The sequence below is a fragment of the Psychroserpens luteus genome (assembly GCF_015319355.1).
In the GTDB taxonomy this organism is placed as follows: Bacteria; Bacteroidota; Bacteroidia; order Flavobacteriales; family Flavobacteriaceae; genus Psychroserpens; species Psychroserpens luteus.
The window spans coordinates 207,409-220,006 of the sequence record NZ_JADILU010000006.1; the positions used below are offsets into that span (position 1 = coordinate 207,409).

Below are 12,598 nucleotides of genomic sequence, written 5' to 3' on the forward strand. Positions count from 1 at the left end.
CGTGTCTATTCAATGATGCGCAAACTATTAATTTGAAAGGTAAAGTTATAGCAAGTTCAGATTTAGGGAGTATCCATATCCTCAACATTACCGCTCAAGAATTCACAGTTACTAATGATAAAGGAGATTTTGTAGTACCTGCAAAATTAAATGACACGATCCTTATTTCAAGCATTCAATACATACCTCAAAATATTGTTATTACAGAAACCACTTTAAAACTACAATATCTTACCATAAATTTAGAAGATAGAGTTAATGAATTAGATGAGGTCGTTGTTGGTAAAATACTAACAGGAGATTTGCTTTTAGATATTGGAAATAGTGATGCAAAGCGTGACATTAATTTTTACGATGTTGGGATTCCAGGTTATGTAGGGAAACCTAAAACTCAAAAAGAGAGAAAATTATACGAAGCAGATGCAGGTAAGACTTTTGTGATTTTACCATTGTTTGTTGGAATTAATATTCATAAAATTTTAAATAAAATTTCTGGACGTACCAAAAAGTTAAAAAGCGCAGTAAAATTAGAAGAGCAAGTCACTTGTATGAATAAAGTGAAATCTGAATTTTCAAACATGTTATTTGCAGATTACGAGATAGAAGAACATTTAAAAACCGATTTTTTCTACTACGTTGCCGAAGATCCTAAATTTGAAATCCTTTGTAAAGCAGATAATGATTTTGAAATGTATGAGTTTCTACTTCAAAAACTCTATATGGATGAGACAGAGAATATAGAACTTAAAGACTAATTGAATTAGAATTTATTAACACTTTTTAAGAATAAAAATTTTCTTAAAATAGCTACATTTACAACTTATTGATTGATATGAATTCTATAAAAGTCACTTTATTAGCGCTTGCTTTTCCGTTATTTTTATCTGTTGCACACAAATATTATGTGAGTGTAACACAGATTGAGTACGTGAAAGAGAAAAAATCTGTTCAGATAATTACAAGAATAGATGCAGATGATCTGGAGCGTGCCTTACAAGAACGTTTTGATAAAAACATAAATTTAACAACCATTGATGAAAAATCTACAGTTGATGAATACATCAAAAAGTACCTAAAACAAAAACTTCAAATTAGGATTAACACAAAAGAAGTTGCTATTAATTTTGTTGGAAAAGAATATGAAAACGATCAAGTTGCTTGTTATTTAGAAATCGAAAATATTACTGCTATAAATACTATTGAAATAAGTAATACAGTTCTTTATGACTTGTTTCCGAAGCAAAAAAATATAGTTAAATCTAAAATAAATTCTAAAGTAAACAATCTGATTTTTACTAAAGAAGATACAAATCAATACATAAATTTTAAATAAATTACCTTTTTAATAATAGCTATGAGAATACTAAAATCCCTTTGTTTGGCAATTGCATTTATCTCTTTAAATGTAGTGGCTCAAGAGCAAGAAGCGCGAAAGTCTAGTCACACTAATCAGAATAAGTTTAAGCAACTTTATGATGAATTTGCAACGCCTAATATGTTTAGAACAGGGTCTGGAGCACCAGGACCAGCATATTATCAGCAACAAGCAGATTATAAAATGGATCTTGAAATCAATGATGAAACAGCAGTATTAAGTGGATACGAAACCATTACTTATACTAATAATTCTCCTGATGAATTAACGTATTTATGGGTTCAATTAGATCAAAATGTTAGAGCAAAAGATTCACCTTCAAAAGATATTAATTCAAGCACAATAACACCTGCGCAATCTGCTTCTAGATTTACGTCATCTTACATGAGTGAGAGTTTTGATGGAGGTTTTAATATAGAAAGTGTTACGAGTACAGACGGTAAAGCATTATCACATACTATTAACCAAACTATGATGCGTGTAGAATTGCCAAAAGCAATGAAAACAGGAGATAAATTTTCTTTTGACATCAAATGGTGGTATCAAATAAATAATCATGTTACAGATGGTGGACGTTCTGGTTATGAATTATTTCCTGACGGAAATAGAAACTACGTGATTGCTCAGTTCTATCCAAGAATGGCAGTTTACAATGATGTAGAAGGATGGCAAAACTCACAGTTTTGGGGACGCGATGAATTTGCATTACCATTTGGTAATTTTGAAGTAAACATTACAGTTCCTGCAGATCACCTTTTGGATGGTACAGGAAGATTAATGAATAGAAAGGATTTGTTTTCTAAAGATATGATGAAGCGTTATGAAAAGGCTAAAAAGTCTTATAACGAACCTGTCGTAATATCAACTCAAGCAGAAGCAGAAGCAAGAGAAAAAGGACGTTCTAAAAAGAAAAATACTTGGAAGCTTTACGCAGAAAATGTAAGAGATTTTGGATTCGCAACCTCTAGAAAATATATTTGGGATATGATGGCTGTTAAGCTTGGAGATAGAGACGTTATGGCTGTGTCATTATATTCCAAAGAAGGAAACCCATTATGGGAACAATGGTCAACAAAAGCAGTAGCAAGTACACTTAAAACGTACTCTCGTATGACATTTGATTACCCTTACCACAAAGCAATTTCGGTTCATGCTAAACGTCAAGGAATGGAGTACCCAATGATTTGTTGGAATTATGGTCGACCTGACGAAAATGGCAAATATGATGATCGTACAAAATACGGTATGATGAGTGTGATTATTCATGAAGTAGGACATAATTTCTTTCCAATGATTGTAAACAGTGATGAGCGTCAATGGACATGGATGGATGAAGGATTAAATACATTTATGCAGTACGTGGCAGAGCAAGATTTTGGAGCATGGAATCCTGGCGCCTTGTCAACTGGAGATGCATCATATCCATCACGTCGTGGACCAGCAAAAAACATCACTAAATATATGGGTGGTAATCAAGATAAAATTGCTCCAATCATGACAAAAGGTTTAAACACGTATCAGTTTGGAAATAATGCCTACGGAAAACCAGCGACCTCATTGAATATATTGAGAGAAACAGTAATGGGACGTGAGTTATTTGATTATGCTTTTAAAGAATATACACATCGTTGGATGTTTAAGCACCCAACACCTGAAGACTTTTTCCGTACTATGGAAGATGCCTCAGCATTTGATTTAGATTGGTATTGGAGAGGATGGTTTTACACTACAGATTGGGTAGATATCGGATTGAAGGATGTGAAAAAATATTATGTATCATCAGTACCAAATCAATACGCTAAAAACTATGCAGCAACTAACAATAGAAATTTAGATGATTTAAATTGGGTGTATCTTGTTGAAGAAGGTAGTGAAGAGTTTGATGAAAAGTTACGTGAAGGTACATCTGCTGATAATTCTCCTACTTTAAAAGAGTATATGATGGATAATTTTTCTGCGGAAGAACGTAAAACTATTAAACAACCAAAGTACTTCTATAACATTACATTTGAAAAACCAGGTGGTTTAGTGATGCCGATCATTGTAGAATTTACTTATGCAGATGGTACAACAAAAACTGAAACATATCCTGCACAAATTTGGAGATTTAATGATAACGAAGTAAGCAAAGCAATCGCTTCAGAAAAAGAAATTGTATCCATAAAAGTAGATCCAAAATTAGAAACAGCAGATATTGATACATCAAATAACTCTTGGCCTAAAGAGGTTAAAGAGAGTGATTTTGATGCATTCAAGAATAAAGTTAAAGGCTAATGTTAGTCTAAACTAGTCTATAAAAAGAGCTGATAGAAATATCGGCTCTTTTCAGTATAAATAAAAAAAATATAATCACAATTAGTAAACAACTCGTTATATTTGCATCGTGATACAATTAGCAACATTCTTATTTATTGGTACTCCAGAGGTTATTTTCATACTCCTCATTGTGGTTATGGTTTTTGGTGCAGATAAAATTCCAGAAATTGCTCGTGGTATGGGTAAAGGAATGCGTATGCTTAGAGACGCGACAAGTGATATTAAATCTGAGATTTCTAAAACTGCCGAAAAACAAGGCATTGATACAGATGTTACTAAAAATATCACAAAAGAAATCAATAAGGTCAAAGATGACCTAGAAGACTTTACAGGCTCTGTGAGTAGAGGTCCGAAATTGTAATATTCCTATTTTTCAACCATTTATTTTGATAAAATCGTAAAATTGAGTGCGATTATTTTTTAATAATTTAATATATTTAGAAAATCATTAACCATTCTAAATCATATTCAATGAAAAAAATGTACTTAAAGGTATTGCTGCTTCTTGCAATTACCATGGTATCTTGTTCTAAAGAAGATGCCATAATTGAAACAGAATCTCAAGAGATTCAATTCCCAACAGACCCATTAACAGTCCAAGAAATCAATAATCGAATAAGCGAAACTATAAGAGCTACTGGAGATTTTGATTGGAGTAAAGAAGATGCTCATTTTCTATGGAGTGCAGTTGTACATGGTCAAAATGTATTGACAATTGGTTATGGGAATGAAGGCCAGAGTTTTAGTGAAACTAGAGATACAGAATTAGAAGCTAAAAAAAATAACATACTAAATATCGTTCTAGATAAAGAAAAAATTGATAAAAGTGACCTCAAAATTGTTGAGCAAGATATTTTAACAGTTATTGATGTAGGTGTTGAAAATATAGCTACCATTATTGCTTTGAGAAAAAGTGGTGATGTACGTTATTTAGAGCCAAATGGATATAATCTATTTACTTATAATGAGGACCAACAGCGATCAAGTTCAGGATGTGATAAAAATGGAGACTCCATTAATTCATCACATTACAGTACAGTAAGTCCTAATAATGCTCAAGTGTCATGGCATTTTGATGAGCATAATATTCAACAAGCTTGGGGATTATCTACAGGATCTGGAGTTACAATTGGATTGATTGATACTGGAGTTTCAGCATCACAATCATTATTAAATTCATCTGGTTTTAATGATGGATATTCGACAGGTCGTTTTGTTCAAAAATATGGAACATTTATAGATTCTAATTGGTGGTGGTCTAGTAATTATGATGGTCCACATGATAAATGTGGTCATGGTACTGCTATGGCATCAACAATGGCTTCTCCTAGAAATGATAACAGTATGCCAGTTGGTGTTGCTTATAATTCAAATTTGGTTGCTTATAGAGCTACAGAAGATGTTTTATTAAATGATTATCATGAACGTAAAGGAGTATCTAAGGCTTTAACGCAATTAGGTAATAGGAGTGATGTTAAAATTATTTCTATGTCAATAGGCTATGTATGGTCAATAGGTAATATTAAAGATGCAGTGAAATATGCCTACAGTAAGAATAAGCTAATTTTTGCAGCTGGAGGAACTTCAACAAGTTTCACAAATGGTTTTGGTGTTATTTTTCCTGCAACGATGAGTGAAACAGTTGCGGTTACAGGTGTTGATGATGGTAGTAATTATGATCGTTGTGAAACGTGTCACAGTGGTAATAAAATTGATTTTACTATTATAATGGAAGGTGATAATAATACTAGTAAAGCGCCTCCGGTTTTAGGATTTTATAATGGTGATAGACGTTATACAGGAGGTTCATCTGTAGCAACAGCGACTACTGCAGGAATTGCAGCATTAGTTTGGTCAAGACATCCAAGTTGGAGTAGAACTCAAGTTTTAAACAGATTGAAACAATCGGCAGAATTCTATCCAAACAAAAATAGTAGTTTTGGTTATGGTAATATTGATGCTTTACAAGCAGTTCAGTAGAAAAATAATCATAAATAAATTGAAAAGACCTCATTACAAAGCTGTAATGAGGTCTTTTTTTATAATGATAATTGTAGATTTGAGATGAGCTTTATATTTTTCTACTAATTGTAAGACCATCTCTAATTGGAAGTAAAACTGTTTCAATGCGCTTATCATTTTTTAAAAGCGTATTAAATTCTAAAACTGCTTTTGTAGAATTGTCTTTCTTGTCTAAAGGCTCAATGACTTTTCCATGCCATAGCACATTATCAGATAGAATAATGCCTCCAGGATTTAGTTTGTCAATGATTAAATTAAAGTAGTTGACATAATTAGGCTTATCAGCATCAATAAATACTAAATCAAAAGTTTGATTAAGCTTAGGGATGATATCCAAAGCACTTCCTAAATGTTGATGAATTTGTAATCCGTATCCAGATTTATCAAAATATTTGCGCTGAAAATCTTCTAATTCTTCATTGACATCAATAGTGTGTATTTCTCCATCACTTTGTAATCCTTCAGCTAAGCAAAGTGTCGCATAACCAGTAAAAGTGCCAAGTTCTAAAATAGTTTTCGGACGAATTAACTTTGAAATCATACTCAATACACGACCTTGGTATGGTCCACTAAGCATAATTGGTTGCAATATTTTTTGATATGTTTCTCTTGTAAGTTGTTGTAATAACTCAGGTTCTTCTTCAGAATGAGCAACAATATAATCATCTAGTTTTTCAGGTAAAAAGTACATAAAGAATGTTTAACCTATAATTTTATTAAATAGAGTTTTAGCTATAAGAGCAATGGCCAATACTATTAAAATAATAACTGGAACAATGGCTCTAAATTTCATATAATTTGTAAAGCTATCCCAAAAGGAATCTTTTTTCATTATCCCAATATACGTTTTACTAATTTATCTTTAGCTGCTTGGTCATCACCACAGAGCCATTGTATTACATTGTCTTCCCAGATCGCATCACGTTCGGTTTCTGTAATAATTTTACGCTCAATTGCTAAGTCTAATATTTTACCAGGATAAGAAGATTGTTTTTCGCTTTCCATTTCACCCAAAGGATATGGATCATCGAGTCCCATTAATACTTGTTTTGAACCTTGATTTCTAATCAGTAATTCCAAACCACCTGTATCATGAACCAATGTGTCAAAAAAGATATTTTTATGACCAACCGCTTTTCTTGGGTGACTTTTGCCTTCAAATAAATCTGGTCTCCCATCAAAACCTTGAATACGTCGTCCTAAATTTATTTGTGCTAATTGTCCGCCATGAGCAAAGCAAGTACGCATATTTGGATATTTATCTTGATAACCATTTAAAGTTAAAAAGTGATAAGCATCTGCACATTGTGCTAGCATCCATATGAGATGAAAACGCCATGATGTATTTTCTAATTTGATAAATTTCTCACCATCATAAGGATGGATCTCAACTGCTAAATTATATTTATTAGCTAATTCAAAAATCGGTTCATTTTCCTCATCAAAAATACATCGCCAAGTACCAATAGTATCCATGTAATGGGTTGGTAAGCATAGGAGTTGCATTCCTAACTCTTCTACACAACGCTCAATTTCCCAACAAGCACCTCTTACAAATCCAGGATGCACTACAAAACCACAAGTAAATTTACTAGGATTTTCTCGTTGTACTTTCGCATTAAAATCATTCTGAAAACGTAACGCTTGCTTCATTTCTTCCACGCGTAAACCGTTTCCGTAGAGCTGAGATAAATTGAGTACAACAGCATGGTCAATTTTAAAATTTTCCATCCAAGCTAGTTTCTCATTTAAGAAGAAACTAGAATCTGTAATAGGACGATTCCAATCTTTTTGAAGCATAAACTTCCTGTCTTTGTCAACCCAGAAAATCCCTTTATCTTGCATAAATTGTGGGATTTCCTCAGGATAAGGAAGTAAGTGAGAGTGACCGTTTATTCTAAGTTTGCGTTTTTCCATGTGTGCGTAATTGCTAGCCTTTAGACGTAGCAATATTTAGTTGTTTATATTTATTTCTGTTCATTTTGCCTTGATGCAAAACGAACCAAAAAATCAAGACCAAGCCAAGGAATTTTGCAGTTTTTTAAACTGAAAACCGATTTAAAAATTCTGCGTCGAACTTTGTTCTCCTGTTCTCGGAAATTTTCTTCATCTATTCTTCGCTTTGGCGTTCAATTCTCCGAATTGATTTGGGACATGAATTTTTAAAATGTTTTACTCTTATCCCAATGTTAATTTTGGCTAACAGCTAATCATTTACTCAATCTGAACCTTCTTTGGTGGTTGCATAATGTCACCACAATTTGGACACGTACGTTTATCTTGATCTCCATAATATTTATCAAATATTTTTGGCATATCAGTTTCAATATTTTTCACAGTAAAATCCTCTTCGTATAATTTAGTTGTGCAATTTTCGCAAAACCATAGTAAGGCATCCTGCACACCTTTTTCTCTTGGATATTCAATAACCAATCCTACTGTATTTGCGCCACGTTGAGGAGAATGCGGTACTTTAGGAGGTAATAAAAAGATGTCACCTTCTTTGATATGAATGTCTTTAGGAGTGCCTTTATCAATCACTTTTAGAACCATATCGCCTTCCACTTGATAGAAAAATTCTGGAGTTTCATTGTAGTGATAGTCTTTTCTGTTGTTGGGTCCACCAACGACCATAACTATGAAATCACCATCTTTCCAAACCACTTTATTTCCAACTGGTGGTTTTAATAAATGACGGTTTTCTTCAATCCAAGCTTTAAAATTTATAGGTGGAAACAATTTACTCATAGTTCAATATTTTGGGCGTTACCCTAAAAAGGGTCAGGCTTTTCACTATATCTTTTTTTGCCATATATGGCAGCAAAAAAAGGATGTCGTTGCAATCCTTAACGCAAATTCGTCAATTCAATAAAATTAAGAATAATAAATGAATTTTTAGCATCTGTCATTCCGCACTTAATGAAGAATCTTCTTTAATGAGATCCTGAATCAAGTTCAGGATGACAAAAGGCTTTCAATTATATTTTTTTGATGTTTACAAACTCTTCGTTCTTCCTCCATCAACGGGTAAATTAATACCATTTATATATCCAGCACGCTCACTCGCTAAAAATGTGATAGCATCTGCTAATTCCTCTGGCTTTGCAAAACGTTTTGCAGGTACAGCACTTTTCATAGCATTCGCAGATTCTTCTTCTGTGTTTCCAGATTTAGCCGATTTATTTTTAATAATTTCAGCTAGACGATCTGTTCCAGTTGCTCCAGGAAGCACATTGTTAACTGTAATTCCAAATTGTCCTAACTCATTAGCTAATGTTTTACTCCAATTGGCAACAGCACCTCTAATCGTATTACTTACACCTAATCCATCCAAAGGTTGCTTAACCGATGTTGAAATCACATTGATGATACGACCAAAGCCTTCACTTTTCATAAACGGAACAACCGCTTGTGCCAACACATGGTTACATTTTAAATGTTGCGTAAACGCAATTTCAAATTCATCTATTTCTGCAGAAAAAACGGGTCCAGCTTTCGGTCCACCTGTGTTATTTACTAAAATATGAAAACCATGATTAGCTTTTATGTAAGCTTCTACTTTTGCTTTCAATTCCATAGGTTTAGAAAAATCTGCAATGATGTAATCGTGGTTTCTATGCTGAGGTAACTCAGCAAGTGTCGCTTTTAATTTCTCTTCGTTTCTTGCAATTAAGGTAATTATGGCACCTTCTTCAGCTAATGCTAAAGCTGTTGCTTTTCCTATTCCTGCGGTACTTCCGCAAACTAATGCGTGTTTATTGTTTAGTTCTAAGTTCATAACATTTCCTGCGAAAGCAGGAATCTTTTTAATGTGATTCTGAAACAAGTTCAGAATGACGTTTTATTAATAATATTTTTTTTTCAATTTATTAGATTCCTGCATTCGCAGGAATTAGTCAGTATTTAATACAAACATTCTTAGCCTCAGTAAAAAAGCGTAAGGCTTCAAAACCACCTTCGCGTCCAACTCCACTTGCTTTTACGCCTCCAAAAGGTGTGCGTAAATCACGAAGCATCCAGGTATTTACCCAAACGATTCCTGCTTGTAACTGGTTGCTCATGCGCATGGTACGTTTTAGATCGTTTGTCCAGAGTGTTGCTGAGAGTCCGTATTTGACTTTGTTAGCCATTTGTAATACTTGATCTTCATTAGTAAATGGCATAATGGTAACTACAGGTCCAAAAATTTCTTCTTGGTTGACTCTACATTCGTCACTTTGTACTTCTATAACTGTAGGTTCTAGATAATATCCGTTTTCGTAATCTGTTATAGTTACTTCATTTCCACCACATAAAACAGTTCCGTTTTCATCTTTAGCAATTTGGATGTATTCTTTTACTTTTTCTAAATGTGGTTTAGAGACTAATGCTCCAATATTGGTGTCTTTTTCAGACGGATGACCAACTTTAAGTGCTTTTACTTTGTTGACAAAATCGGTTTTAAATTTTTCATATATAGAGTGTTCTACAAAAATCCGACTTCCGCAGAGACAAATCTGACCTTGATTAGCAAATGATGATCGAACCGTTGTAGCCAACATATCGTCATAATCACAATCTGCAAAAATGATGTTTGGGTTTTTTCCACCTAATTCTAAAGATAATTTTTTAAACATTGGAGCTGCTACTTTAGCAATATGTGCTCCTGTTGCTGTTCCACCTGTGAATGAAATGGCTTTGATGTCTGGATGCTCAATAATGGCTTGACCGGTTGAACCTCCAAGACCATAAACAATATTTAAAACACCTTTTGGTAAACCTGCTTCATTACAAATTTCTCCTAAAAGATAGGCAGTCATTGGTGTGACTTCACTAGGTTTTGCGACGACGCAATTTCCTGCTGCAAGTGCTGGAGCGATTTTCCAAGTAAATAAATAGAGTGGAAGGTTCCAAGGTGAGATACAGCCAACAACTCCAATAGGTTGACGCAAAGTGTAATTTATGGCTTGTTGGCCAATACTTTCATGAGATTCACTAGCAAATTGAGTGATTGCATTTCCGAAGAAACGAAAATTACTCGCTGCTCTTGGGATATCAATCTGCTTGGCTAATGACACAGGTTTACCATTATCTTTACTTTCGGCTTCTGCAAAACGCTGTAAGTTGGCTTCTAGTAATTCGGAAATTTTAATAAGAATACGACTACGTTCATCTAAAGTGGTTTGAGACCAACTAGGAAAAGCAGATTTTGCAGAGATGTATGCATTCTCTACGTCTTCTTTGGTTGAATCTGGTATTTGTCCATAAATTTTACCATTAGAAGGGTTGTAGTTATCCAGCCAATTATCTTGGATTGGATTATGGAAGTTTCCGTTGATGTAGTTTTTTATGTTCATATTTGAACTTTTGGTTCGTGACGACAAGTTAAAGGTTATTTGATTTAATTCTTAATTTAATGTTTACAGAGTTTGATCATAATTTATTTCTTCTAAATAAGACTCTATTGTGATTTTTAAAACTTTAGCTTCATCGATGTTGCTTGTATTATAATCTATATAATCTTGATAAAATATTTTTTGGTAGGTCAAAATATTCTTAAATTTTACTTGTGTTAATAGACTTCTTGCTACACTAGGATTAACTAAATTTTTTTCAATAGGGATTAATTTGAAGTGCCATTAGAATTCCAATAATGACAAGAATAATTTCTCCAATAGCGTAAAGTAGATATTTACTGAATTTGTTTTCAGAAAGTAGTGATTTACGAATATGTCTGAAGAATTTAATCATTTGCAAAAATTATCTCATCCAACTACTTATTTCTAAATTGAATATCCAGCCTTTATTTGTTTTTTTATAAATCATAGATTTACCACTAAATTCTTTATAATCAACTTGAATATAAGCTAAATCAAGAGTTTTATTAAAAATAGGTTTTAATATTTGAATATAATTATGTTTTTCTATAAGATTAAATATAGCATCTAATGAATCTTGTGAAACAAGTTTTTTTTCTATTAAACTGTCTTCAATAAAAGATCTAGATATTAATCTATCATAATCAACTGTTTTAAAACCTGCTTTTACTAAATCATCCATGTTTAATGGATTTAATTGAATTTGGTCATGTACAAATATTGTGTCTTTGGTATTTAAATATTTTGAAATCAATTCTACTTGTGAGAACCACCTTGTTTTTTTGTCTTTAGTTATTGGTAGTTGTGTATTTGTAAACTTTTTTTCAAATACATAAGCATTACTGTAAAAATCAGAAAAAATTTGTGTCGTATCCTTTGATATAGCGGATAAAAATTCTAACTGAATATCTTTAGTGATTTTAGTTTCTGAAATTTCTTTTTCAGTGTTTTCACTACAACTTAAAAACACGGTAATTATTAAAACGAAACAAAATACTTTTAAAAATCGTATCAATTTATTAGGATTTTTGTTCAAATCTATGAGATTCCTGCCTTCGCAGGAATGACAGTTACTGTTTCCTATAAGCCATCACCTTAATCTCAACAACCAAATCTGGATGTGGTAATTGGTGCACTGCAACTGTGGTTCTTGTAGGTCCAGTTTCTTTTTCAAAAAATTCTGCATATGCTTTATTATAGCCTGCAAAATCATTCATGTTTACTAAAAAAGAAGTCACATCTACGACGTCTTTTATGCTTGCTCCAACTTTTTTAAGATTGGTATCAATATTTTTTAAAACTTCTCTAGTCTGCACTTCAGCATTGAGGCGTTTTGTACCCATGTCGTCAATGATGTCAACTCCAGCAATGGTGTTGTCTGCTCTTCGAGAACTTGTGCCTGAAACGAAAATGAAATCGCCAACTTGTTTGACATGTGGATAGGCTCCTCTTGGTGTTACTTTAGTTCCTTCGTTCATTATTTTTTTATTTTGTCATCCTGAACTTGATTCAGGATCTCATAATTTAA

General features: G+C 32.9%; 14 protein-coding genes. 5 read left to right on the top strand and 9 right to left on the bottom strand.

Annotated elements, in window-relative coordinates; all coding sequences use genetic code 11:
- Positions 1-32 precede the first annotated feature (32 nt).
- The 5 genes from IM744_RS14960 (at position 33) to IM744_RS14980 (ending at position 5,671) form a co-directional block, all read left to right on the top strand.
- Positions 33-755, top strand: a complete 723-nt coding sequence (locus tag IM744_RS14960; RefSeq protein WP_194508963.1) for a hypothetical protein — start codon at positions 33-35, stop codon at positions 753-755.
- A gap of 77 nt (positions 756-832) precedes the next feature.
- Complete coding sequence (locus IM744_RS14965) at positions 833-1,333, top strand: DUF6702 family protein (protein WP_194508964.1); 501 nt, start codon at positions 833-835, stop codon at positions 1,331-1,333.
- A 21-nt stretch (positions 1,334-1,354) separates the two neighbouring features.
- Positions 1,355-3,649 carry a M1 family metallopeptidase gene (locus tag IM744_RS14970; RefSeq protein ID WP_194508965.1) on the top strand — a complete coding sequence of 765 codons (2,295 nt, stop codon included), beginning with the start codon at positions 1,355-1,357 and terminating at the stop codon, positions 3,647-3,649.
- 109 nt (positions 3,650-3,758) lie between these two features.
- Positions 3,759-4,052 (top strand): Sec-independent protein translocase subunit TatA/TatB, encoded by a 294-nt coding sequence (locus IM744_RS14975; protein WP_194508966.1) that lies wholly within the window; start codon positions 3,759-3,761, stop codon positions 4,050-4,052.
- A 110-nt stretch (positions 4,053-4,162) separates the two neighbouring features.
- On the top strand, positions 4,163-5,671 hold the full coding sequence (locus IM744_RS14980) for a S8 family peptidase (protein WP_194508967.1): 1,509 nt from the start codon (positions 4,163-4,165) through the stop codon (positions 5,669-5,671).
- Between the two features lie 91 nt (positions 5,672-5,762).
- Here IM744_RS14980 and IM744_RS14985 read toward each other — a convergent pair whose 3' ends face one another.
- From IM744_RS14985 to IM744_RS15020, 9 genes are all read right to left on the bottom strand, one after another.
- The gene (locus tag IM744_RS14985) at positions 5,763-6,404 is read right to left on the bottom strand and encodes an O-methyltransferase (protein ID WP_194508968.1); all 642 of its coding nucleotides are present in this window, start codon (positions 6,402-6,404) and stop codon (positions 5,763-5,765) included.
- Between the two features lie 9 nt (positions 6,405-6,413).
- Positions 6,414-6,545 carry a hypothetical protein gene (locus IM744_RS20805; RefSeq protein WP_262893000.1) on the bottom strand — a complete coding sequence of 44 codons (132 nt, stop codon included), beginning with the start codon at positions 6,543-6,545 and terminating at the stop codon, positions 6,414-6,416.
- On the bottom strand, positions 6,545-7,630 hold the full coding sequence (locus IM744_RS14990; protein ID WP_194508969.1) for an amidohydrolase family protein: 1,086 nt from the start codon (positions 7,628-7,630) through the stop codon (positions 6,545-6,547). Before IM744_RS14990 ends, IM744_RS20805 begins: the two co-directional genes overlap by 1 nt.
- Positions 7,631-7,927: 297 nt before the next feature.
- Positions 7,928-8,461, bottom strand: coding sequence for a 3-hydroxyanthranilate 3,4-dioxygenase (locus IM744_RS14995; protein WP_194508970.1), 534 nt, complete (start codon positions 8,459-8,461; stop codon positions 7,928-7,930).
- A 247-nt stretch (positions 8,462-8,708) separates the two neighbouring features.
- A complete protein-coding gene (locus IM744_RS15000; RefSeq protein ID WP_194509150.1) occupies positions 8,709-9,491 on the bottom strand; it encodes an SDR family oxidoreductase in 783 nt (260 codons plus the stop codon).
- Positions 9,492-9,609: 118 nt separating this feature from the next.
- Complete coding sequence (locus IM744_RS15005) at positions 9,610-11,049, bottom strand: aldehyde dehydrogenase (protein WP_194508971.1); 1,440 nt, start codon at positions 11,047-11,049, stop codon at positions 9,610-9,612.
- Positions 11,050-11,305: 256 nt separating this feature from the next.
- The gene (locus tag IM744_RS15010) at positions 11,306-11,443 is read right to left on the bottom strand and encodes a hypothetical protein (protein ID WP_194509162.1); all 138 of its coding nucleotides are present in this window, start codon (positions 11,441-11,443) and stop codon (positions 11,306-11,308) included.
- A gap of 9 nt (positions 11,444-11,452) precedes the next feature.
- Positions 11,453-12,085 carry a hypothetical protein gene (locus IM744_RS15015; RefSeq protein WP_194508972.1) on the bottom strand — a complete coding sequence of 211 codons (633 nt, stop codon included), beginning with the start codon at positions 12,083-12,085 and terminating at the stop codon, positions 11,453-11,455.
- Positions 12,086-12,140: 55 nt separating this feature from the next.
- Positions 12,141-12,548, bottom strand: a complete 408-nt coding sequence (locus tag IM744_RS15020) for a RidA family protein (protein WP_194508973.1) — start codon at positions 12,546-12,548, stop codon at positions 12,141-12,143.
- Positions 12,549-12,598 lie beyond the last annotated feature (50 nt).

Coding starts and splice junctions, on each gene's coding strand:
- IM744_RS14965 (WP_194508964.1), top strand. CDS start 833: ATGAATTCTATAAAAGTCACTTTATTAGCGCTTGCTTTTCCGTTATTT.
- IM744_RS14970 (WP_194508965.1), top strand. CDS start 1,355: ATGAGAATACTAAAATCCCTTTGTTTGGCAATTGCATTTATCTCTTTA.
- IM744_RS14980 (WP_194508967.1), top strand. CDS start 4,163: ATGAAAAAAATGTACTTAAAGGTATTGCTGCTTCTTGCAATTACCATG.
- IM744_RS14985 (WP_194508968.1), bottom strand. CDS start 6,404: ATGTACTTTTTACCTGAAAAACTAGATGATTATATTGTTGCTCATTCT.
- IM744_RS20805 (WP_262893000.1), bottom strand. CDS start 6,545: ATGAAAAAAGATTCCTTTTGGGATAGCTTTACAAATTATATGAAATTT.
- IM744_RS14990 (WP_194508969.1), bottom strand. CDS start 7,630: ATGGAAAAACGCAAACTTAGAATAAACGGTCACTCTCACTTACTTCCT.
- IM744_RS14995 (WP_194508970.1), bottom strand. CDS start 8,461: ATGAGTAAATTGTTTCCACCTATAAATTTTAAAGCTTGGATTGAAGAA.
- IM744_RS15000 (WP_194509150.1), bottom strand. CDS start 9,491: ATGAACTTAGAACTAAACAATAAACACGCATTAGTTTGCGGAAGTACC.
- IM744_RS15005 (WP_194508971.1), bottom strand. CDS start 11,049: ATGAACATAAAAAACTACATCAACGGAAACTTCCATAATCCAATCCAA.
- IM744_RS15010 (WP_194509162.1), bottom strand. CDS start 11,443: ATGATTAAATTCTTCAGACATATTCGTAAATCACTACTTTCTGAAAAC.
- IM744_RS15020 (WP_194508973.1), bottom strand. CDS start 12,548: ATGAACGAAGGAACTAAAGTAACACCAAGAGGAGCCTATCCACATGTC.